We start from the raw sequence: 21,162 nt of genomic DNA on the forward strand, positions 1-21,162 counted from the left end.
GGGCACTGTTGCCCGCCCGCACATCAATACAATGACCCGCCACGTGATTGATCTGCATTTGTCGACAATTTTAGGGATGAGGACCTCGCAAGGCCGTTCATTCGAAGCGGTAACCGAATCTTTCGATATCTTCCGCGCAGGCCTCGGCCACGGCTGCACGGGCTTTATCGCAATAATACTGTCTATAGTGGGCGTCCCGCTGCGACGCGTTGGCATGGGGCAGGTCAAGCACGAAACCCAGATGGTCCCATAGCGGCGCAGCATCGTCTGAAAACCGTTCCAACCGGATGTACAGGTCGCAACGTACCTGCCCTTGTGCGTCTGTCATGTAGTGGCGCGCAGGGCTCGCCTGCATGGACGACCGTGTCTGGGCAGCACAGGCGAAATCGGTGAATTCCATCTGCCCGGCCAGGGCCACCGCCGGGTGGTCGAAATCCTGATCCCGCAGCCAGTGATAATAGCTGACCATCCGGTCCCACGGGTTGCGCACGAGGGTAAAGGCAAACAGGCCCTTCAGGTCCGGCACCAGCCCGTCGATATCGGCCATGGTCGAATGCTTCCAGAGGCGCCCCCGCGTTTTGACATCCTGGACGCGGCGGCGACGTTTCAGCGCCTTGGGCGTGTCACCCAGCATGATGTCGTCCTTCATGGCCCGGTCCTCCAGCGCCAGCGCCATGGCCGTACCGCCGGTTTTGGGCGCGTGGATAAAGACGTAACTGCGGCCGGTGCTGAGGATCATGGGCCGAAGATGCACGGGCCGCAATGGACTGTCCATTGCAAGAGGCCAGCGCCCGCCCGACCTGGCGGGCCTGTGATCTGTGCAGCACATTTGCGTCCCGCCTGGTGGTCGCGCACGGCGCAGGTTTCGACCTAGCGTTTGCCCTCCGGGGGGAGGTCGGGCGGGCGCAGGCCGGGCTGGGTGCCCGACCGGGGATCAAGTGCGACCGCCTCCCTGCTCCGCACCGCGATGATCACGCCCGCCAACACGATCAGCGCAATGCCCAACCCCTGCACCCATGTCACCGGCTGACCCAGCAGCCACCAGCCAAAGAACGGGCCGAAGATCATGATGGAGTATTCGAACACCGCCACATGGCTTGCCTCGCCCATCTGGTAGGCCCGATTCAGCAGGCTGACCCCCACGACCGACCCCACGACCTGCACCGACAGATAGGGCCACACCGCGTCTATGGGCCAGATCCACCCGCGCGTCAGGAACGCCATGCCGCCCTGCCCCGGCTCAAGACCCGACAGGGTCAAGAGCGTCAGGACACCGGTGCCCAGCAGCCCCTGCGCCACGAAGATGCCCAGCAGCAGGGTCAGCGTGCTTTCCCCTTCGCACAAGGCACGTGTCGCCACGACACCCGAGGCATAGAGGATGCCGCCCACCACCGGCAGCAACGCCACCCAGCCAAGGCTGCCGCCCGAGGGGCCAAGCACCACAAGGATGCCGACAAAGCCCACGGCCACCGCGATGATCCGCCACGGCCCGATCCGTTGGCGCAACACAAAGGCCGTCAGCAGCAGCACGAAGATGGGCGAGGTAAAAAGCCCCGCCAGCGCCATCGCGATGGGCATGAAGGCCAGCGCGCCGAAATAGCAGAACATGCCCGTCGCAATCAGCGTGGACCGCACCGCCACCGCCCTGACCCGGCGGGGACGCACAGTGCCAAGGCCCATGGCCGACAGGGCCAGGATGATGGGGGCGGCCATCACAAGCCGCAGGATCAGGAACTGCCAGACCGAAATGGTCTGTGCGATAACCGCCACATAGATGTCGATCGCCCCGATGATGCACATCGCGCCCACCATGCAAAAGGCAGCCGCCGTGGGACGATGGGGGACGGTGGATGTCATCAAGTCTTTCCATAGCTTGCGCCCCTCGCCATAAGTGCGCAACATCACTGCGCCTGAGACTACGGGGAGGACCGATATGGGTTGGATGGCAGATGAAACCGGCCTCGGCAAGACGGCTGCGAATTACGTACCGCTGACACCCCTGTCGCATCTGCGCCGCGCGGCCTTGGTCTTTGCGGACCGGACGGCCGTGATCTATGGCGATCACCGCGTCAGCTATGCGCAGTACCACGACCGGTGCACGCGGCTGGCCTCGGCCCTTTCCGGCATGGGGGTGGCCCCCGGCGATGTGGTCGCAACCCTGATCCCCAACCTGCCTGCGCAGGCCGAAGCGCATTTCGGCGTGCCGGCCTGCGGCGCCGTTCTGAACACGATCAACACGCGCCTGGATGTGGACACGGTCGCCTATATCCTTGACCACGGTGGGGCCAAGGTGGTGCTGGTCGACCCGCAGTTTCTGGACCTGGCCGAAGCCGCCAGCGCCGCGATGCAGGGCGCGTCCCCGCGGATTATCGAGGTGGCGGATGCGGCCCATGGCTGGCCCGCGTCGGGACGGCATAACGTCTACGAGGACGTGTTGGCACGCGCCGATCCGTCCTTTGACTGGATCATGCCCGAGGACGAGTGGGAGAGCCTTGCGCTGAACTACACCTCTGGCACGACCGGCAGGCCCAAGGGTGTCGTCTATCACCATCGTGGGGCCTACCTGATGACCATGGGCACGGTGGTGTCGTGGCGCATGGTGCTGCACCCGGTCTTCATGGCGATTGTGCCGCTGTTTCACTGCAACGGCTGGAACCACACCTGGATGATGCCGCTGGTGGGCGGCACGCTGGTGTGCTGCCGGGATATCGCGGCAAAGCCGATCTATGACGCGATCGCCGACGAAGGCGTGACCCATTTCGGCGGTGCCCCGATCGTTCTGAACATGCTGGTGAATGCCGATGATGCCGAGCGGCGGGCCTTTGACCACGTGGTCGAGGTGTTCACCGCGGGCGCGCCCCCGGCCCCGGCGACGCTGGGCAAGATCGAGAAGCTGGGCTTCAACGTCACGCAGGTCTACGGGCTGACCGAAACCTATGGGCACGTGACCGAATGCCTGTGGAAGTCGGATTGGGACGGGGCCGAGGACACCGCCGCCATCAAGGCGCGGCAGGGCGTGGCCTTTCCCATGATGGAACACATTACGGTCATGGACGGCGACATGGCACAGGTGCCGATGGACGGGGCGGCGCAGGGCGAGATCATGATCCGGGGGAACTCGGTCATGAAGGGGTATCTGAAGAACCCGGACGCCACGGCCGAGGCGTTCGAGGGCGGGTATTTCCATTCGGGCGACATCGCGATCCAGCATCCTGACGGCTACATCCAGATCGCGGACCGGGCCAAGGACATCATCATCTCGGGCGGCGAGAATATCAGTTCCGTCGAGGTGGAGGGTGTGCTGATGGCGCACCCGGACGTGAACCTGGCCGCCGTGGTTGCCAAGCCGGACGAGAAGTGGGGCGAGGTGCCGTGCGCCTTTGTCGAGTTGAAGCCGGGCACCAGCCCGTCCGAGGCCGATCTGATCGCCTTTTCGCGCGAGACCCTGGCCGGGTTCAAGGCACCGAAGACGGTGGTGTTCCAGGACCTGCCCAAGACGTCAACGGGCAAGATCCAGAAGTTCGAATTGCGGAAAACAGCTGCTGAATTGTGACGCCTTGGAACGGTGCGTGCCCTGTCCGCGTTCTGGTGTTGAAACCGGGACGCACAAGGGAGACGTGCCATGAATTGGGATACGATCAAGGGCAACTGGAAGCAGATGACCGGCGCCATCAAGGAAAAATGGGGCGATTTGACGGATGACGACCTGAAGGAAGCCGAGGGCGACCGCGAACAGCTGGTTGGCAAGATCCAGGAACGCTATGGCGTGGCGAAGGATGAGGCCGAACATCAGATTGATGCTTTCATTGCCGAGAACAAAGCCAAGTTCTGAGAGATCCGAGGTGTCCCCGTGGGGTTTGTCCCCGCGGGGACACCGTGTTCGGAGCGGTTACGATATCTTTGCCGATCCGTGATTTGCGTGCAGCATCAGGGACTTGACCCAAAGTGCTGTGCGTTTACCGAAAATCCATCAAAAATTAACATGCTGGCGGCCGAGGGGCCGCGATTTGCACGCGGCCCCTGCTGGTCGCGCCTAGCGCCAGCCGCCCTGCCAGTCGAACGTGGCCAGTTCGGTCAGACCGCTGCCGTCATTGTCGACATCCATCACCGCCCCGTCGCCACGGTCGATGCCATAGAGGAAGATGCGGGCCTGCCCGCCTTCGCGCATGGCGGTGATGATGTCCCACTTGCGATCAAGCTGGAACCGGCCCTGCCCGATGGGCCCGTCGGCGGGGGCGTCGATTTCCCACAGCCGGGCCTGACCGTTGTTGGCGCGGAACCCCAGCATGAAGAGCGTGCCGCCATCGCGGGCGAGTGTCATGTGCGTCCAGCCCGCACGGCGCGTGCCGTCATAGACGGTGTCGAGCCGCAATTCGGTGCCGTCGAACCCGTCCCGGCTTTCGTCGACCAGTTGGCGGATGATGACCCGGCCGGAGGCGGCCTTGTAGTAGAGCACGTATTGTTCACCGTCCTGGTCAAACGGCAGGATGTGGGTCCAGCCGCGGATGTCGTCGTTCACCCAGGTGACGGCGGCGCTGCGGTTGTTGTCGTCGATGCGCAGGATCTGGTGGTAGCCGGTGATCGAGTTGTAGGCGAAGAGGTAATTGTTGCCCGCGTGGTTGACCCGCTTGATCGTGGTCCAGCGCTGGGTCCATGTCCTTGTGTCTTCGAGCAGGGTGAGGCCCGCGCCGTTCGCTTCGATCCGGAAGAACTGTGCGCGGCCGCGCGGGGCGCTGTATTGCAACAGGTAATGGGTGCCGTCGCGGCTCCAGTGGGCGTAGTGGGTCCAGGACCGGCCCCAGTCTTCGCCTGTCCAGGTGTTTGTGCCGCCGGTGCCATCGGCGTCCATCCGGGTGATGCGCACGCGGCGGGTGTTGGGGCTGTAGCGCAGGATGTAGTTGGCGCCGCCATCGCGCCATCGGATAAAACTGTGGCCGGTGCAATTGGCGCTGCCCATCCGTTCGGCCTGGTCCGACAGGAAGAGATCCCAGGTGGACTGGTCGCCATTGTGGGTCGCGGCGTTCACGCCGTCGAACTGGACGCGCACCGCTTCGTTGTCGGGATTGCGCTGGTTGTAGTGGATGTGGTCGTTGGCAAAGCCTGTGCCCGACCGGCCCGCGCGGCCGATCACCTCGCCCATGGCGATCTTGCGCCCCGGTTCGAGGAAAGGGGGTTCGATCATCACGTGCAGGTAGGTTGTGTCCCAGCCGTTCGCGTGCGCGATCCTGATGCGCCGCACCTGCCCGTTTTCGTCATCGGCCACGATGTCGTCGCGCACGACCTCGCCCGCGGCAGACGACAGGATGTATTGCCCGTTGGTGAGGTTTTCGCGTTCGGTCACCGCCTTTTCGCTGCGGTCGCGCCAGTAGGTGAAATCCAGGCTGTCGGGGTCCGGCCCATGGGTGTCGTAGGTGGATGCGTCCCAGCTTTGGCCGCAGGGGAAGGGATGTTTGAAGACCGGTCGGTTCTGTGCCGCGACCGCGGTGGACGTGCAGATGAGCGCGAGCGCCATCAATGGCTTGAAATACGGCATCCTGTGCCTCCTTGAAAAAAATGGACTTTGTAAAATAGAGGGCGAGGATAGCATGGTTTGCGCCCGGCCCTTGCGCGTGCGGCGCGCGGATGGGCATTTTGGCGGGCTTTTGCCGACTGCGCCGGTGTATGCGGATGCAGGTCCGGCCCCTGTTGCCCCTTGGTGGCGCGCCCCGGTGCGCCCATGTTAGATACAGCACAGGGGAACATGCCATGAGCCTTGATGATCTGCCCAAGCCCGCAGGCTACCGCATCGATGTGGAGCCGCTGCGCCACCCGGTGCGCATCTGGCACAATGATGTGCTGCTGGTCGAGACGACGCGGGCGCGCGTGATGTACGAGACCCGCCTGCCTGCCGCCATCTATGTCCCGCGCGACGATATTCTGGTCGAACTGGGGCCGACAACCGATCTTCAGACCTTTTGCCCGTTCAAGGGCACTGCCAGTTACAATGATGTGCTGCTGCACGGGGAAACCATCCCGAACGGTATCTGGAGCTATGTGTCCGCGTTGCCCGAGAGCAAGGGCATTCAGGGCTATGTCGGGTTCATGCCGAATGCCGCCACGCGCATCGATCTGGGCAAGAACCGGTTGCAGACCGAGCGCGATGGCAACATCACCGGCCCGCTGGTGGATTGGCTGATGCGCGAGGCGGGCACCCTGCCCGACCCCGAGGCGTTCACACAGGCGCTGGCCCGGAAGATGAACGAAAACGGGATTGCCGTGTCCCGCATGGCCGTGCTGATCTGGTCGCTGCATCCCATGATCGCGGGAAAGAACTATATCTGGCGGGCAAGCGAGAATGCGGTGACGACGTATACGCCGTCCTATGACATCCACCAATTTCCGGGCTTTGTGAACAGCCCGCTTCAGCATGTGTCGCAGGGCCGGGGCGGCGTACGTCAGCGTCTGGCCGACACGGACGAGGCGTCGCGCTTTCCCATCATGGATGAACTGCGGGCCGAGGGGGCGACGGATTACGTGGCGATGCCTCTGCCTTTTTCCGATGGCCGCACCAATGTGCTGACCCTGACATCAGACCACCCCGACGGCTTCACGACCGAGAACCTTGGGCTGGTCTATGAATGCGCCACCGTCATCAGCCGCTACTACGAGGTGTTCATGCAGCGCGAGAACGCGCAGGCACTGCTGGAGACCTATGTGGGCAAGCGGTCGGGTGCGCGGGTTCTGGGCGGCGAGATCCGGCGTGGCGACGGGGACGAGATCGATGCCGCCATCATGTTCTGCGATCTGCGCGGCTCGACCCGGTTGGAGCAGGCGTTGCCCCGCGATGACTATATCGCCCTGCTGAATGCGTTTCTGGAGATCACCTCGACCATCGTGGATGAGCATGGCGGCGAGGTGTTGAAGTTCATCGGGGATGCTGTGTTGGCGGTGTTCCCGGCCGGAGAGGATGCGTCGGCGGCCTGTGCGGCGGCGGTGGAGGCGGCGCGCGCCGTGGTGGCGCAGGTGGCCGAGGACGCGGTGACGGCGCAGACGTCCTGCGCCATCGGCATCGCCTTTGGCCGCGTGACCTATGGCAATATCGGGTCAAGCACGCGGCTGGATTTCACCGTGATCGGGTTGGCGGCGAATGTGGCCGCACGTCTGTGCGATGCGGGCAAGACCCACGGTCATGCGATCATGGTGACGGATGAGGTGGCGACCGGTCAGGACGGCCTGACCGATCTGGGCCCGGTGGAGTTGCGTGGGCTGGGCGCGCCCGTGCATGTGTTTGGCGGCGGGGTCCAGGGCCGACCCCGCGCGGTCGGCTAGCCCCTTGCGTAGCCGATGGTTTGCAGCGCGTCCCGGATTTCGTCGAGTATGGCCGGGTCGTCGATGGTGGCGGGCATCTTGAAGTCCTGATTGTCCGCGATCTTGACCACTGTTCCGCGCAGGATCTTGCCCGAGCGGGTCTTGGGCAGCCGGTCCACCACGATGGCCTGCTTGAAGGCCGCGACGGGGCCGATCTGGTCCCGGACGCGTTTGACGCATTCGGTCACAATCTCATCATGCGGACGGTTCACGCCGGTGGTGAGGCACAAGAGGCCCACGGGGCTTTGCCCCTTCAACTGGTCCGTGACGCCGATCACCGCGCATTCGGCGACATCGGGGTGGCCTGCCAGCACTTCTTCCATCGCGCCTGTGGACAGGCGGTGGCCTGCCACGTTGATCACGTCATCGGTGCGGGCCATGATGTAGAGGTATCCGTCGTCGTCCATCATGCCTGCATCGCCCGTCTCGTAAAAGCCGGGGAAGGTGTGGAGGTAGGATTTGATGAACCGGTCCTCGGCGTTCCAGAGCGTGGGCAAGGTGCCGGGGGGCAGCGGCAGCTTGATCGCGATCGCGCCCAGTTCGCCCGGCGCCACGGGGTGGCCCGCGTCGTCAAGGATCTGCACGTCATAGCCCGGCATGGCGACGGTGGGCGAGCCGATCTTGACCGGCAGCGCTTCGAGCCCTGCGGGGTTGCCTGCGATGGTGTAGCCGGTTTCGGTCTGCCACCAGTGGTCATAGACCGGCACGCCCAGCAGGTCCTGCGCCCATTCGACGGTGTCGGGGTCGGCGCGTTCGCCGGCAAGGTAGAGCGCGCGCAGGCCGCTGAGGTCGTATTTGGCGCGGTATTCGCCCTTGGGGTCCTCGCGTTTGACGGCACGGATGGCGGTGGGCGCGGTGAAGAAGGATTTGACATCGTGTTCTTCGATCACGCGCCAGAACGTGCCTGCGTCCGGGGTGCCGACGGGCTTGCCCTCGAACACAATTGTCGTGTTGCCTGCAATCAGGGGCGCGTAGCAGATATAGCTGTGGCCGACGACCCAGCCGACGTCCGATGCGGCCCAGAAGACTTCTCCCGGATCGACCTGATAGATGTTCTTCATCGTCCAGTTCAACGCCACGAGGTGGCCCGCCGTGGGGCGCACCACGCCCTTGGGCGCGCCGGTGGTGCCGGAGGTGTAGAGGATGTAGGCCGGATGGTCGCCCGGAACCGGGACACAATCCGCCGGGGCGACGCCGTCCTGTGCGGCGTGCCAGTCGAGGTCGCGCGGGCCAAGCGCGCATTCATGTTGCGCCCGTTGCAGGATCACGCAGAAGTCGGGCGTGTGGTCGGCAAGGTCGATGGCCCCGTCAAGCAGGGGTTTGTATTCCACCGTGCGGCCGGGTTCCAACCCACAGGAGGCCGCGATGATCGCCTTGGGCGTGCAATCGTCGATGCGGACCGCCAGTTCGTTGGCGGCGAACCCACCAAACACCACCGAATGGATCGCGCCCAGACGCGCGCAGGCCAGCATCGCCACCAATGCTTCGGGTACCATGGGCATGTAGATGATGACCCGGTCGCCCATGGTGACGTCACGCGCAGCCAGAGCACCGGCGAGTGATGCGACCTGCGTCTGCAATTCGGCATAGGAGGTTCTGGACTTTGCGCCGGTGATCGGGCTGTCGTAGATGATGGCGGTCTGGTTGCCCCGGCCCGCGTCGACATGGCGGTCGACGGCGTTCCAGCACGTATTCACCTGCGCATCGGCAAACCAGTCATAGAGGTGGTCGGCCCGTCGGGTGAGGGCCTGTGTCGGGGCCTTGGTCCAGTCGATGGCCTGGGCCGCCTGCATCCACCACCCCTCGGGGTCCGCCTTCCAGCTGTCATATTCCGCGCGGTAGCCCATGGCCCGTCCTCCCTCGTGTCTTCGGACACAGGGGTACGCGGGGAACGCCACCGGGGGCAAGGGATGTGAGCGCCAACTGTGGCAGATTGTCAGTCGTTGCTGTCGAGCCGTTCATAGGAAATGGCCGCCGCGCAATCGAGATCATCGGTGGCCGAGCAGCTGATGGGTTTGTTGCCGTCGTAGACAACCCGCTTGGTGAAACTCTGGCTGCCGCTGGAATAGTCGCGGATCACCGCGCGATAGGTATCGCCCCGGTAGGTGAACGTCGTGTCCTGTTCAGACACGATTTGCGTGCAGGCACCGGTGGCGGCCAGCAGGATCAGGGCAGACAGGATCGGGCGCATGGGGTGTCCTTTGTCGGTCGTGGGCCGCTACGGTTCCCCGTCGCGGTCCCGGTTGATCGTGTCGATCAGGGCGGTGCGGCAATCGCGCCGGTCGCCCGTGATGCAGGTCACCCGTTCAGCCCCGACCGTAATGGTCGTGCGCGAATAGGTAGTGCCGTCGTCATTCTGGTAGACCCGCGTGACAGCGGGATAGGAACGCCCGAAATCGGAATAGGTTCCCCGGCTTTCGCTGATCTGCGTGGCACATGCTGCCAGCGCGGCGAACAGGGGAAGTGCAGCGATGGCTTTCATGCGGGGATGTCTCCGGATCAGGTGCTGCGGTTCATATAGGGGTGGATGGCTGACGGTCCCACCGGGCTGCCGCATATTCGTGCGGTTGCGCCCTATGCGGGCACCGGCGAGGACCGCCCAGGTCCCCATCGGGAGGGGGTCAGCACCTATCCGTAATGGGCCACAGGCGTGCCCGCCACGGCCGACATGTTCAACAGACCCCGTGCCGTGATCGACGGCGACACGATATGCGCGCGGTTGCCCATGCCCATCAGGATCGGCCCGACTTCGAGCCCGCCGCCTTTCATCTTCAGAATGTTGCGCACGCCGGAGGCCGCGTCCGCATGGGCAAAGACCAGCACATTTGCGGCCCCTTCGAGGCGGTTGCCGGGAAACAGGCGCGTGCGCAGGTCGGGATCAAGGGCGGTGTCGATGTTCATCTCGCCCTCATAACAGAAGTCGTGGCCCGCCTCGTCCAGCAGGCGGATCGCCTCGCGCAGGCGCCAGCCGGACCCGTCGCCCTGGTTGCCGAACTGGCTTTGGGAACAGAAGGCGATCTTGGGTTCGATCCCGAAGCGCCGCACGTGGCGGGCCGCGCCCACCGCGATCTCTGCGATCTGGTCGGGTTCGGGATGCAGGTGCACCTGGGTGTCGGCAACGAACAGCGGCCCGTCTTCGAGGATCATCATGCTGAGCGCGCCGACCGGGTGATAATCATCCCGCCCCAGCACGCAGTTGATGTAGTTGAGATGCCAGCGGAATTCGCCGAACGTGCCGCAGATCAGGCTGTCGGCCTCGTCCCGGTGCACCATGACCGCGCCGATAGCGGTGGTGTTGGTCCGCATGATGGCACGGGCCAGGTCCGGGGTGACGCCACGGCGGCACATCAGGTCGTGATAGGTGCCCCAATAGTCGCGGTAGCGCGGATCGTTTTCGGGGTTCACGAGGTCGACCGTGTCGCCGATCCTGATCGTGAGACCGGCACGCGCGATCCGTGCCTCGATCACTTCGGGCCGCCCGATGAGGATGGGCTGTTCGGTGGTTTCCTCGACCATGGCCTGGGCCGCACGCAGGACCCGTTCATCTTCGCCTTCGGCAAAGACGATGCGCCGCGCCTTGGCTCGTGCCGCTTCGAACACGGGCCGCATGAGCAGCGCGGATTTGAACACGGAGCCGTCGAGCGAGGTCTTGTAGGCGTCAAGATCGTCGATGGGCCGTGTCGCCACGCCCGTGTCCATCGCCGCCTTGGCGACCGCCGAACTGACAATGCCAACGAGGCGCGGATCAAAGGGTTTGGGGATCAGGTAATCGGGGCCGAAGGTCAGCTGTTCACCCTGGTAGGCGGCGGCCGCTTCGGCGCTGGTGGTGGCACGGGCGAGCGCGGCGATGCCGTCGATGCAGGCCAGCTGCATCTCGTCATTGATGGTGGTGGCACCGACGTCGAGCGCGCCGCGAAAGATGAAGGGGAAGCAGAGGACGTTGTTGACCTGGTTGGGAAAATCGCTGCGGCCGGTGGCGATGATGGCGTCCGGCGCAACCTCGCGCGCGAGGTCGGGCAGGATTTCCGGGGTGGGATTGGCGAGGGCAAAGATGATCGGTTGCGGTGACATGCGTGCCACCTGGTCCGGGGTCAGAACGCCGGGCCCCGACAGGCCGAGGAACATGTCCGCCCCGTCGATCACGTCATCGAGCGTGCGCTTGTCCGAGGCCTGGGCATAGGCCGCCTTGGCCGGGTTCATGTCCTCGGTGCGGCCCTCGTAGACGAGGCCGTGGATGTCGCAGAGCCAGACGTTTTCGCGTTTGACCCCCATCTTGAGCAGCATGTTGAGGCAGGCGATGCCTGCCGCGCCGCCGCCGGTGCTGACGATCTTGATGTCCTCGAAGCGTTTGCCCGTCACATGCAGCGCGTTCTTGGCCGCCGCCCCCACCACGATGGCCGTGCCGTGCTGGTCGTCGTGAAAGACGGGGATGTTCATGCGTTCGCGGCACAGCTTTTCCACGACAAAGCAGTCCGGCGCCTTGATGTCTTCGAGGTTGATGGCCCCGAAGGTGGGTTCCAGCGCACAGACGATATCGGCCAGCTTTTCGGGATCGCTTTCGTTCACCTCGATATCGAAGCAGTCGATGGAGGCGAATTTCTTGAACAGCACCGCCTTGCCTTCCATCACGGGCTTGGAGGCGAGCGCGCCGATATTGCCAAGGCCCAGCACCGCCGAGCCGTTGGACACCACGGCCACCAGGTTGCCGCGGGCGGTGTAGCGCGCGGCGTTGGCGGGGTCGTTCCTGATTTCAATGCAGGCCTCGGCCACGCCCGGAGAATAGGCGCGCGCCAGATCGCGGCCGTTGGCCATGGGTTTTGTCGCGCGGATTTCGAGTTTACCGGGTTTGGGGAATTCGTGATACGCAAGTGCGGCATCGCGCAGATTGGGTGTGTCGGCCATGGAATTCCCCTTGGGTGTTCGAATTTGGTTTAGCGTTAAACTATTTTTGGATGCGCGCCAATTGACGTTTGGTCACATGCGTCAAACGTGATCCAGTCGAGCGCTGCGCGCACGCCATTTCTTGTGGGGGCCAGCCCCCGTTGCATTCGCAACGCCCCCGGAGTTTATTTGGCAAAGTGAAGGGGATTGGGATGGCTGAGGTTCGGGCAGAGGTGCGGTTGCCGACGCAGGAATTGCGGGACGATATTCCGTTTTTCACCAAGGTGTTGGGGATGCGGATGGACATGATCTATCCTGCCGATGACCCTTCGGTTGCGGTGTTTTCCGGTCATGGGCTTCGGGTGCGGATCGAGGCGGGAGCACAGGAGCCGCCCGCGACGTTGCGCATCCTGACGGACGATCCGGATGAATTTGCCGAAGGGGCGCGCGTGCTGCAGGCGCCGAACGGGACGCGGGTCGAGATCGAGGCGTTGAACCCGCCCCTGGTGATGCCCGCGACGGTGCATTCCTTTGTGGTCCGGCGGCTTGCTGATCAGGCCCCGTGGATCATTGGACGTGCAGGCATGCATTACCGCGATCTGATCCCCGACCGGCTGGGCGGATCCATCATTGCCAGCCATATTCGTATTCCCGACGGCGGGCCGGTGCCCGACATGGTGCATTACCATACGGTCGGGTTCCAGCTGATCTTTTGTTACAAGGGCTGGGTTGACCTGGTCTATGAGGATCAGGGGGCGCCGTTTCGCCTGGAGGCCGGATGCTGCGTGATCCAGCCGCCCGAAATCCGGCATCGGGTCCTGTATGCCAGCGACAATATCGAGGTGATCGAAATTGGCGTACCTGCCGAGCATGTAACCACCATTGACCACGAGATGGTTCTGCCCAACGGCCCTGCGAACCCCGAGCGGAGATTTCAGGGCCAGCGCTTTGTGCACCACAAGGTCGAGGAGGCGATGTGGCGGCCGTTTCGGCTGGAGGGCTTTGAGGCCCGCGATACCGGGATTGCCGTTGGTACGGGCGGCGTCGCGGGTGTTCAGGTTGCGCGCAGGGCGTCCGGCACACCTGACTGGTCAGTGCACGACAGCGATATCCTGTTCACTTTCGTCATGGAGGGGACGATGACCCTGGACGGTGAGGGACGCGCGCCCTTTGCCCTTGAAGCGGGCGACGCGTTTGTCATCCCGCCGGGGATGCGGACGCGGTATTCGGATGTATCCGACGACATCGAATTGCTGGAGGTCTCTCTGCCGGGCGCGTCTGCGACCCTGTCAGACTAGTCCATTTCCTTGAGCCGCGCGATACGCTCCCGGGCCTGCGCCTCGGTCAGCGCGGTGTCAAACTCTTCGCCCTTTTCCTTGCACAGCTTGCGCAATTCTGCGGCGGTCTTTTCAGTGATCTCTTCGTCTTTTGCTTCGCTCAGCGGGGGATTGATTTCGGGGGCGACGACGCGCATCGAGGATTGCTTGGTCGAGGTCATTTCGGTCTCCTTTTATCCGGTGGTCAAACGGAAAACGCTTGGCTAGGGTCAAAGTTCCGACAACGAGGGTGGTTATGGACGAGTTGAAAGAGGCGGCGCTGGCAGTGCGCGAGAACGCGCATGCGCCCTATTCGAATTTCAAGGTGGGTGCCGCTTTGCGTGCGGGCGACGGCACCGTGTTTGTCGGCTGCAACGTGGAAAATGTGGCCTACCCCGAAGGCACCTGTGCCGAGGCGGGTGCCATCGCGGCCATGGTTGCCGCCGGTCAGGGCAGGATCGTTGAGGCCTATGTCGTGGCGGGCAGTCCGATGCCTGTCACCCCGTGCGGCGGGTGCCGTCAGAAGCTGGCCGAATTCGGTGCGGGCGACGTGACCGTGACCATGGCCACCACCGGCGGGGTCGAGCAGGTGATGACCCTGGCCGAGTTGCTGCCCGGCGCGTTCGGAGCCGCACATATGGATGGCGACGCATGAGTGACGCCCGCACCATCATTGCGAAGCTGCGCGGCCGGCAAACGCCGTCGCGGGACGAATTGGCCTGGTTTGCGCAGGGACTGGCCGATGGCAGCGTCACGGACGCGCAGGCCGGGGCGTTTGCCATGGCCGTGTGCCTGAACGGGTTGGGGGATGTGGGCCGGGTGGCCCTGACCATTGCCATGCGTGACAGCGGGCAGGTTCTGGACTGGGATCTTGGGGGGCCGGTTCTGGACAAGCATTCCACCGGGGGCGTCGGGGATTGCGTGAGCCTGGTTCTGGCCCCGGCCCTTGCCGCGTGCGGGGCATATGTGCCGATGATTTCGGGCCGGGGGCTGGGTCATACCGGCGGCACGCTGGACAAGCTGGATGCCATTCCCGGCGTGTCCACGCAACTGAGCGAGCGGCGGTTTCGGGATGTGGTGTCCAGGGCGGGATGCGCCATTGTGGGGGCCACCGCCCATGTCGCCCCCGCCGACAAGCGCCTGTATGCGGTGCGGGATGTGACCGCCACGGTCGAGAGCATGGACCTGATCACCGCGTCGATCCTGTCGAAGAAGCTGGCGGCGGGGCTGGAGGGCCTGGTGCTGGACGTCAAGGTCGGCTCCGGGGCCTTCATGAAAAGTGCCGAGGAGGCGCGCGCGCTGGCCGATGCCTTGGTCAAGACCGCCAATGCGGCGGGGTGCAAGACCACGGCCCTGATCACGGACATGTCGCAGCCCTTGGCGCCGTCCCTTGGCAATGCGCTTGAGGTGGCCGAGGTCATGCGGGTGCTGACCGGTGCGGCGCAGGGTCCGTTGCTGGAAATCTGCGCTGCCTTGGGTGGTGTGTTGCTGGCCAATGGCGGCCTGGCCGAGGATGTGCAGGACGGGGCCGATGCCATTGTCGCTGCCGTGGCCGATGGCCGTGCAGCCGAGCGCTTTGGCGCGATGATTGCCGCCATGGGCGGACCGCTGCAGTTCACCGAGAACTGGGCGCGGTTCCTGCCCGAAGCGACCGTCATTCGCGAGGTGACGGCGCAGGGGGCCGGGCATGTCACGTCCATCGATGGAGAGGCTCTGGGCCTGGCCGTGGTCGGCCTGGGCGGGGGGCGTCAGGTGGAAGGTGATGTGATCAACCCCGCCGTCGGCCTGTCCGAGGTGGTGCGGCTGGGCACGCAGCTGCGCAAGGGTCAGCCCCTGTGTGTGATCCATGCCGCCCGCCCTGCCGATGCCGACCGGGCCGAAGCAGCGGTGCGGGCTGCCATCACGCTTGGCTCCGTTGCGCCCGCGCTGCCTGACCTGATAGTCGAGCGGATCGGCTGATGCCCCGCGCCTTTCTTGTTGTCATGGATTCCGTGGGCATTGGCGGTGCACCGGATGCGGGGGCGTATTTCAACGGCGACGTGCCCGACAGCGGGGCCAATACGGTGGGCCACATTGCCGCCGCCTGTGCCGCGGGTCAGGCCGAAGAGGGGCGCAGCGGGCCGCTGCATGTGCCGCATCTGCAGGCACTGGGCCTGTTTGACGCGATGGCCTGCGCCAATGGCGACGCCTGCGATGCGGGTCCGTGGGGCGTTGCGACCGAGTTGTCGCGGGGCAAGGATACCCCGTCGGGCCACTGGGAACTGGCGGGCGTGCCGGTGCCGTGGGACTGGCACTATTTCCCCGATGTCCGCCCGGCCTTTCCGCCGGAGGTCGTGAAGGCCGTGTGCGCGGCGGCAGGTGTCGATGCCCTTTTGGGCAATTGCCATGCCTCTGGCACCGCCATCATCGCGGAACACGGGGCTGCGCATGTACGGACGGGGTACCCCATTTGCTACACCTCTGCTGATTCCGTGTTCCAGATCGCGGCGCATGAGGTGCATTTCGGGTTGGACCGCTTGCTGGACCTGTGCCGCGCGGTTGCGCCCATGCTGCACGAGATGCGGGTGGGCCGCGTGATTGCCCGCCCCTTTGTGGGCACGGATGGCGCGTTCGAGCGCACCGTGAACCGGCGCGATTTTGCGATCACCCCCCCGGCCCCGATCCTGGCCAACTGGGTTCAGGAGGCCGGGCACCGCGTTTACGGTGTGGGCAAGGTGGGTGACATCTTTTCCATGCAGGGCTTTGACGAGGTGCGCAAGGGCACGGATGCCGACCTGATGGAACATCTGTCGGACCTGGTGCACGGGGCAGAGGACGGCAGCCTGACCTTTGCCAATTTCGTGGAGTTCGACAGTCTGTATGGTCATCGTCGGGATGTGGCGGGTTATGCCCGGCACCTGGAGTGGTTCGATGCCCGGATCGGGCAACTGATCCCGCATCTGCGCGGCGGCGACCTTCTGGTGCTGACCGCCGATCACGGCAATGACCCGACCTGGGTCGGCACCGATCACACCCGCGAGCGGGTGCCCGTGCTGGTCCAGGGGGGCGACGGCGCGCCCCTTGGCCTGATCGGATTTCAGGACGTGGCCCGCCTGGTGGCCGTGCATCTGGGCGTGCCACCGCGATGAGCGCCTGACGGCGCACGCGATTTTTCAGGGGGCTCTGCCCCCGCCCTGCGGGCGCCCCCGAAGTACTTTTGGCCAGAAGAAGGGTATTGTGGCCCGCTGGCGGGCACGGCAGAAGGGATGAAAAGGAGCCGTCCCATGTCCGAACACCTGACCGTTGTTGAACACCCGCTTGTGCAGCACAAGCTGACCATCATGCGCGACAAGGCCACGCCCACGGCCGTGTTCCGGCAGCTGTTGCGCGAGATTTCGCAGCTTTTGGCCTATGAGGTGACGCGGGGCCTGCCGATGACCACGAAGCGGATCGAGACGCCCATGCAGGCGATGGATGCCCCCACGCTGGACGGCAAGAAGCTGGCCCTGATTTCGATCCTGCGGGCCGGCAACGGTCTGCTGGATGGCGTGTTGGAGTTGATCCCGTCGGCCCGTGTCGGCTTTGTCGGGCTTTACCGTGATGAAGAGACGCTGGAGCCGGTCGAATACTATTTCAAGGTGCCGGAAGCGCTGGAGGACCGGCTGGTGATTGCAGTCGATCCGATGCTGGCCACCGGCAATTCATCGGCGGCGGCCATCGACAAGCTGAAAGAGGCGGGGGCCACCAATATTCGCTTTCTGTGTCTGCTGGCCGCGCCGGAGGGAATCGCCCGGATGAAGGCCGCGCATCCGGATGTGCCCATTGTCACGGCCGCCGTGGATGACCGCCTGAATGACATCGGATATATCGTTCCGGGCCTGGGCGATGCGGGCGATCGGATGTTTGGCACCAAATAGGCCGCATCGCCGCTTTACTCAGCGTCGGGGTTGAGGCATCGTACCCCCCATATCTTGTGGGGGATATGATGCGTTTTACCAGAATTGCAGCCTTTGCTGTGCTTGCGGCGTCGTTGTCTGTTGGAACCGGGTCCGCGCAGACCTTGCGCAACGGGCAGACACCGGCCGAGTTTCCGCCCGCGTCCTTCAAGGGCACGCAGTACGTTGACAGCAACGGCTGTGTGTTCATCCGGGCCGGTATTGACGGCAATGTCACCTGGGTGCCGCGCGTGAACCGTCAGCGACGGCTGATCTGCGGCCAGACCCCGTCCCTGTCGGCCAATGCCGCCGCGGCCGCCCGCGTGACCCCGCGCCAGTCGGCGCCGGGGGTCGAGCAGATCACGGTGAGCCCTCCGGCCGCCGAAACGGCAGCCACGCAAGCCCCCGCGCCGGCACCGCGCCCGACCGTGCGGACAACCCAAGCCGCGCCAGCCCCGGCTGCACCTGCCCCGGCACCGCGCGTGACGGTCCAGCGTCCGGCCGCTGCCCCGGCGCCGCGGGTGCAAGCGCCCATCGCAACGCCGACACCGGCCCCGGCGGCGCAGGCCCGCACGCAAGTCCCGGCGCCAGCCCCGGCCCCTCGTCGCACCGTGACCGCCGAACGCGCCGCACCGTCCTGCGCGGGCGGCACGTCGGTCAGCAGTCGCTATATCAATTCCGGCCAATACGGCCCTGTGCGCTGTGGCCCGCAGCAGGTGGTGCGCGCGCCTGCAGGCACCGCGGCGACACCGCCGGTCGCGACCGCCCCCCGCGCACCCGTGCGCATGGCAACTGCCACAGCCCCCGCATCCGGCGTGGCTGGTCCCACCACCCGGCTGGTGCCGCGCCATGTGTTTGAACAGCGCGCCCTGAAGCGGCCCGCAAGCATTCCCGAAGGCTATGTGCCTGTTTGGGAGGATGACCGGTTGAACCCCCGGAGGGCCGAGCAGACGCTGAACGGCATTGCCCAGACCCGCCTGGCCTGGACCGACACGGTCCCGCGCCGCCTGATTGACCGCCGGACCGGGCGGGATGTCACCGCCACGGTGCCGCTGGTCTTTCCCTACACCGATATCGATACCCAAGAGCGCAATCTGGGCACCGTCACAATTGTGCGTCGCGACGGCCAGATCATGAAACGCGTGCAGCGCAAGACCCGCGCCAAGGCCCGCACGCCCGTTGTGTCAACGAAATCCGCCCCCGCCCCCGTGGTTGCCAAACCGGTCCGAGCCGCGCCGAACGCGACAGCCAAGGCGTCCGCGACGCGCCGCTATGTGCAGGTGGGGACCTTTGGCGTGCCATCGAATGCGCAGGCCGCCGCGCAACGGATTGTGCGTGCCGGGCTGCCTGCAAGGATCGGCAAGGTGACCCGTGGCGGCAAATCCTACCAGGTGGTTCTGGCGGGGCCTTTCGCGTCTTCCGCGGACCTGTCACAGGGTCTGAAACGCAGCCGGGCGGCTGGATTTTCCGACGCGTTCGTCCGCTAGCCTTCGCAGATCGATTGCAGTTGCAGCCAGTCGCGATCGCGCATGATCGGGGCGGGCTGCTGGCCTGACATCGGGTCCGCTTCGATCAGGGGCAGCGTCGCTTCGCCCGAGATGTCGCGGGCGCGGGCGTAGGGGGTGCTGCGCACCTTGGCCGCGGCAAAGCCGGGCAGAAGCCTGTCATGCGGCATCTCGACGGCGGGTCTGGACAGCTGGTCTTCGGCGAAGGTTTCGAGCACGTGATCGGGCAATGCGCCCGTGGTCAGCAGCGTGCCCGTGGCGCGGGGGCCCGCATGTTCCAGCAGCATGCGCAGCGGCGGTGTGTCGCTGCTGCGCACCTGTTCCGCCAGAATGTAGCCCGCCGCCACATCCGGTTCTTCGTAGTCTTCGACCAGCGCGCGGTTCAGCAGGACCGTGCCCCCGGGCAGCGACAGTGCCTCGCGCACACCGGCGGGCAGGATGACGACACGTGCGGCACCCGTGCGCCCGGCAAGCGCCACAAGACCCGGGCGTGCCTCGATACTGCTGCAGGGCTGGCCCGAGACCCGTTCGATCCGGGCGAGGAGCGCCGCGCCGATCTCGGCCTCTTTGACCGGTGGCACGACGCGCATGGCGTGATCGACCAGCGCACCGGGCAACCAGAACACGGCAAGCGCCGCCACGGCCGACACCGACACCGCCGCCCCAAGCCAGCGCAGCCGACCGGGTTTGGGCCGGGCCCGTGCAACGGCGCGGCGCAGCGTGTCGATGGCGTCGATCATCTCCGCCTCGTCCGGGCCAAGCTCGAGCACCTCATCGGGGTCGCCGTCGGGATAGTATGACGCGCCCCCCTTTTCGGGGATTGCACCCTTTTCAACCGCGGCCAGTGACCAATGGGTGATGGCGCGGTCGTTCAGGTCCGATATGACCAGCGTGGCGTCACCGATCGACACGATGACCTCGCGCCGTTGCGCGTCCATGGATGCGCGCCACAGGCCCGTCGCTTCGAGCCGATCGTATTTGCTGAGTGCTGTCATACCTGTACTGCGGCGGGCGTGTTCGTGCCTCTTTGGTTGAACTGACAATAGCAGACCGGCCACCCCGCGCCAAGCGATCACAAATCTGCCATCGCAGAAAGCGTGAATTGACCGCTGCCCGCGCGGCATGTCAGCCTGAGTTTACAGAATTTGATGAAAGGCTGCATGATGCGATCACTCATTTTGGGGGCGCTGGCCGCGATGACCTTGCCCATGGCCGGACAGGCCGCGGAAGGATCACGTATCCAGGTTACCGGCGAAATCATTGACACCTGGTGTTACTTTTCCGGCGTGATGGGCAGCCCGGACGCCGTCGTGGGATCGGCTCACCACACCTGCGCGCTGTGGTGCAGTGCCGGGGGCATTCCGGTGGGTTTGCTGGCCGAGGATGGCACCGTCTACATGGTGTTGAAAGTGGGAGATGACGATCAGGCCGCAGGCGGTGACGGCATCCTGAAGCTGGCCGCCCATACGGTCGAGGCCGATGGCATGCTGTATGAGCGCGACGGGCTGAATTACATCGTGGTGAACGAAGTGGTGTCCGATCTGGATATCACGAACAAGAACCACGATGATTTTGGCAATGTGCCGCCCTTCTCGATCCCGAAATCAGCACGTCCGGGAGGCGAATGATCATGTTGAGACAGTTTACAGCCGCCCTGGCCCTGATGGCCGCGCCATTGGCCGCCCAGGATTTCTCGGAAGGGTCCGAAGCGCGCAGCTGGAACCTTTATGCCGAGGTACCGTCGACCTTTGAGGCGACCGTGGTCGATCTGATTTGTGAGTTCACGGGCGACTGTCCCGCCGATTGCGGTGCAGGCAAGCGTCAGCTTGGACTGATCCGCACGGCTGACGACGCTCTGATCCTGCCGATGAAGAACAGCCAACCTGCCTTTACGGGCGCGGCCGTCGAATTGCAGCCCTTCTGCAACCAGACCATCACGGTGGACGGGCTGATGATAGATGACCCGGAACTGGGCGCCAACAACGTCTATCTGGTGCAGACCATCGTCCCACCCGGTGGTGGCGACAAGATCAAGGCCAACAAGTGGACCAAGAACTGGGCCGCAGAGCATCCCGAAGCCAAGGGCAAGGGGCCTTGGTTCCGCCGTGATCCAAGCATTGCCGCCATCATCGAGCAGGAAGGCTATTTGGGTCTGGGCACCGAGTTCGACAAGGAATGGATTGCGGAGAACTTCTGAGG

General features: G+C 64.9%; 20 protein-coding genes. 11 read left to right on the forward strand and 9 right to left on the reverse strand.

Annotated features, from left to right (window positions below):
- Positions 1-97: 97 nt before the first annotated feature.
- Together Q0844_RS14240 and Q0844_RS14245 are read right to left on the reverse strand one after the other, a co-directional pair.
- Positions 98-739 (reverse strand): sulfotransferase family 2 domain-containing protein, encoded by a 642-nt coding sequence (locus Q0844_RS14240; RefSeq protein ID WP_299046030.1) that lies wholly within the window; start codon positions 737-739, stop codon positions 98-100.
- Positions 740-870: 131 nt separating this feature from the next.
- Positions 871-1,857 (reverse strand): DMT family transporter, encoded by a 987-nt coding sequence (locus tag Q0844_RS14245; protein WP_299046032.1) that lies wholly within the window; start codon positions 1,855-1,857, stop codon positions 871-873.
- Positions 1,858-1,933: 76 nt separating this feature from the next.
- Between Q0844_RS14245 and Q0844_RS14250 the strand changes: the two genes are divergently transcribed.
- Positions 1,934-3,553, forward strand: coding sequence for an AMP-binding protein (locus tag Q0844_RS14250; protein ID WP_299046034.1), 1,620 nt, complete (start codon positions 1,934-1,936; stop codon positions 3,551-3,553).
- 69 nt (positions 3,554-3,622) lie between these two features.
- The gene (locus Q0844_RS14255) at positions 3,623-3,832 is read left to right on the forward strand and encodes a CsbD family protein (RefSeq protein WP_299046037.1); all 210 of its coding nucleotides are present in this window, start codon (positions 3,623-3,625) and stop codon (positions 3,830-3,832) included.
- A gap of 201 nt (positions 3,833-4,033) precedes the next feature.
- On the opposite strand, the gene Q0844_RS14260 is transcribed toward Q0844_RS14255, so the two are convergent.
- Positions 4,034-5,533, reverse strand: a complete 1,500-nt coding sequence (locus tag Q0844_RS14260) for a M23 family metallopeptidase (protein ID WP_299046039.1) — start codon at positions 5,531-5,533, stop codon at positions 4,034-4,036.
- A gap of 212 nt (positions 5,534-5,745) precedes the next feature.
- Here Q0844_RS14260 and Q0844_RS14265 point away from each other — a divergent pair, with 212 nt between their 5' ends.
- Complete coding sequence (locus Q0844_RS14265) at positions 5,746-7,308, forward strand: DUF427 domain-containing protein (protein WP_299046041.1); 1,563 nt, start codon at positions 5,746-5,748, stop codon at positions 7,306-7,308.
- Here Q0844_RS14265 and Q0844_RS14270 read toward each other — a convergent pair.
- The 4 genes from Q0844_RS14270 to Q0844_RS14285 form a co-directional block, all read right to left on the reverse strand.
- Positions 7,305-9,194 (reverse strand): AMP-binding protein, encoded by a 1,890-nt coding sequence (locus Q0844_RS14270; protein WP_299046043.1) that lies wholly within the window; start codon positions 9,192-9,194, stop codon positions 7,305-7,307. The two genes, Q0844_RS14265 and Q0844_RS14270, sit on opposite strands and share 4 nt — an antisense overlap.
- Positions 9,195-9,283: 89 nt before the next feature.
- On the reverse strand, positions 9,284-9,538 hold the full coding sequence (locus tag Q0844_RS14275) for a hypothetical protein (protein WP_299046046.1): 255 nt from the start codon (positions 9,536-9,538) through the stop codon (positions 9,284-9,286).
- A 27-nt stretch (positions 9,539-9,565) separates the two neighbouring features.
- A complete protein-coding gene (locus Q0844_RS14280; RefSeq protein ID WP_299046048.1) occupies positions 9,566-9,829 on the reverse strand; it encodes a hypothetical protein in 264 nt (87 codons plus the stop codon).
- Between the two features lie 146 nt (positions 9,830-9,975).
- The gene (locus tag Q0844_RS14285) at positions 9,976-12,249 is read right to left on the reverse strand and encodes an NADP-dependent malic enzyme (protein WP_299046050.1); all 2,274 of its coding nucleotides are present in this window, start codon (positions 12,247-12,249) and stop codon (positions 9,976-9,978) included.
- A gap of 191 nt (positions 12,250-12,440) precedes the next feature.
- Here Q0844_RS14285 and Q0844_RS14290 point away from each other — a divergent pair, with 191 nt between their 5' ends.
- A complete protein-coding gene (locus Q0844_RS14290) occupies positions 12,441-13,526 on the forward strand; it encodes a cupin domain-containing protein (RefSeq protein WP_299046053.1) in 1,086 nt (361 codons plus the stop codon).
- On the opposite strand, the gene Q0844_RS14295 is transcribed toward Q0844_RS14290, so the two are convergent.
- Positions 13,523-13,726, reverse strand: a complete 204-nt coding sequence (locus Q0844_RS14295; protein ID WP_299046056.1) for a hypothetical protein — start codon at positions 13,724-13,726, stop codon at positions 13,523-13,525. The genes Q0844_RS14290 and Q0844_RS14295 overlap by 4 nt on opposite strands.
- Before the next feature lie 74 nt (positions 13,727-13,800).
- Here Q0844_RS14295 and Q0844_RS14300 point away from each other — a divergent pair, with 74 nt between their 5' ends.
- The 5 genes from Q0844_RS14300 to Q0844_RS14320 all read left to right on the forward strand — a co-directional run bounded on the left by Q0844_RS14300 (position 13,801) and on the right by Q0844_RS14320 (position 18,945).
- Complete coding sequence (locus tag Q0844_RS14300) at positions 13,801-14,199, forward strand: cytidine deaminase (RefSeq protein ID WP_299046058.1); 399 nt, start codon at positions 13,801-13,803, stop codon at positions 14,197-14,199.
- Positions 14,196-15,503, forward strand: a complete 1,308-nt coding sequence (locus Q0844_RS14305) for a thymidine phosphorylase (RefSeq protein WP_299046060.1) — start codon at positions 14,196-14,198, stop codon at positions 15,501-15,503. The genes Q0844_RS14300 and Q0844_RS14305 overlap by 4 nt, the downstream gene beginning before the upstream one ends.
- Complete coding sequence (locus Q0844_RS14310) at positions 15,503-16,672, forward strand: phosphopentomutase (RefSeq protein WP_299046062.1); 1,170 nt, start codon at positions 15,503-15,505, stop codon at positions 16,670-16,672. Before Q0844_RS14305 ends, Q0844_RS14310 begins: the two co-directional genes overlap by 1 nt.
- 135 nt (positions 16,673-16,807) lie before the next feature.
- Positions 16,808-17,440: a uracil phosphoribosyltransferase gene (gene upp, locus Q0844_RS14315; RefSeq protein WP_299046065.1), complete on the forward strand. Its 633-nt coding sequence runs from the start codon at positions 16,808-16,810 to the stop codon at positions 17,438-17,440.
- 65 nt (positions 17,441-17,505) lie between these two features.
- On the forward strand, positions 17,506-18,945 hold the full coding sequence (locus Q0844_RS14320) for an SPOR domain-containing protein (protein ID WP_299046067.1): 1,440 nt from the start codon (positions 17,506-17,508) through the stop codon (positions 18,943-18,945).
- On the opposite strand, the gene Q0844_RS14325 is transcribed toward Q0844_RS14320, so the two are convergent.
- Complete coding sequence (locus Q0844_RS14325; protein ID WP_299046068.1) at positions 18,942-19,958, reverse strand: hypothetical protein; 1,017 nt, start codon at positions 19,956-19,958, stop codon at positions 18,942-18,944. The genes Q0844_RS14320 and Q0844_RS14325 overlap by 4 nt on opposite strands.
- A gap of 165 nt (positions 19,959-20,123) precedes the next feature.
- Between Q0844_RS14325 and Q0844_RS14330 the strand changes: the two genes are divergently transcribed.
- Both Q0844_RS14330 and Q0844_RS14335 read left to right on the forward strand, forming a co-directional pair.
- On the forward strand, positions 20,124-20,591 hold the full coding sequence (locus Q0844_RS14330; RefSeq protein ID WP_299046069.1) for a hypothetical protein: 468 nt from the start codon (positions 20,124-20,126) through the stop codon (positions 20,589-20,591).
- Positions 20,592-20,593: 2 nt separating this feature from the next.
- On the forward strand, positions 20,594-21,160 hold the full coding sequence (locus tag Q0844_RS14335) for a hypothetical protein (protein WP_299046071.1): 567 nt from the start codon (positions 20,594-20,596) through the stop codon (positions 21,158-21,160).
- The last annotated feature ends 2 nt before the right edge of the window (positions 21,161-21,162 follow it).

Source organism: uncultured Tateyamaria sp. (assembly GCF_947503465.1).
GTDB lineage: Bacteria > Pseudomonadota > Alphaproteobacteria > Rhodobacterales > Rhodobacteraceae > Tateyamaria.

Coding starts and splice junctions, on each gene's coding strand:
- Q0844_RS14240 (WP_299046030.1), bottom strand. CDS start 739: ATGATCCTCAGCACCGGCCGCAGTTACGTCTTTATCCACGCGCCCAAA.
- Q0844_RS14245 (WP_299046032.1), bottom strand. CDS start 1,857: ATGACATCCACCGTCCCCCATCGTCCCACGGCGGCTGCCTTTTGCATG.
- Q0844_RS14250 (WP_299046034.1), top strand. CDS start 1,934: ATGGGTTGGATGGCAGATGAAACCGGCCTCGGCAAGACGGCTGCGAAT.
- Q0844_RS14255 (WP_299046037.1), top strand. CDS start 3,623: ATGAATTGGGATACGATCAAGGGCAACTGGAAGCAGATGACCGGCGCC.
- Q0844_RS14260 (WP_299046039.1), bottom strand. CDS start 5,533: ATGCCGTATTTCAAGCCATTGATGGCGCTCGCGCTCATCTGCACGTCC.
- Q0844_RS14265 (WP_299046041.1), top strand. CDS start 5,746: ATGAGCCTTGATGATCTGCCCAAGCCCGCAGGCTACCGCATCGATGTG.
- Q0844_RS14270 (WP_299046043.1), bottom strand. CDS start 9,194: ATGGGCTACCGCGCGGAATATGACAGCTGGAAGGCGGACCCCGAGGGG.
- Q0844_RS14275 (WP_299046046.1), bottom strand. CDS start 9,538: ATGCGCCCGATCCTGTCTGCCCTGATCCTGCTGGCCGCCACCGGTGCC.
- Q0844_RS14280 (WP_299046048.1), bottom strand. CDS start 9,829: ATGAAAGCCATCGCTGCACTTCCCCTGTTCGCCGCGCTGGCAGCATGT.
- Q0844_RS14285 (WP_299046050.1), bottom strand. CDS start 12,249: ATGGCCGACACACCCAATCTGCGCGATGCCGCACTTGCGTATCACGAA.
- Q0844_RS14290 (WP_299046053.1), top strand. CDS start 12,441: ATGGCTGAGGTTCGGGCAGAGGTGCGGTTGCCGACGCAGGAATTGCGG.
- Q0844_RS14295 (WP_299046056.1), bottom strand. CDS start 13,726: ATGACCTCGACCAAGCAATCCTCGATGCGCGTCGTCGCCCCCGAAATC.
- Q0844_RS14300 (WP_299046058.1), top strand. CDS start 13,801: ATGGACGAGTTGAAAGAGGCGGCGCTGGCAGTGCGCGAGAACGCGCAT.
- Q0844_RS14305 (WP_299046060.1), top strand. CDS start 14,196: ATGAGTGACGCCCGCACCATCATTGCGAAGCTGCGCGGCCGGCAAACG.
- Q0844_RS14310 (WP_299046062.1), top strand. CDS start 15,503: ATGCCCCGCGCCTTTCTTGTTGTCATGGATTCCGTGGGCATTGGCGGT.
- upp (WP_299046065.1), top strand. CDS start 16,808: ATGTCCGAACACCTGACCGTTGTTGAACACCCGCTTGTGCAGCACAAG.
- Q0844_RS14320 (WP_299046067.1), top strand. CDS start 17,506: ATGATGCGTTTTACCAGAATTGCAGCCTTTGCTGTGCTTGCGGCGTCG.
- Q0844_RS14325 (WP_299046068.1), bottom strand. CDS start 19,958: ATGACAGCACTCAGCAAATACGATCGGCTCGAAGCGACGGGCCTGTGG.
- Q0844_RS14330 (WP_299046069.1), top strand. CDS start 20,124: ATGATGCGATCACTCATTTTGGGGGCGCTGGCCGCGATGACCTTGCCC.
- Q0844_RS14335 (WP_299046071.1), top strand. CDS start 20,594: ATGTTGAGACAGTTTACAGCCGCCCTGGCCCTGATGGCCGCGCCATTG.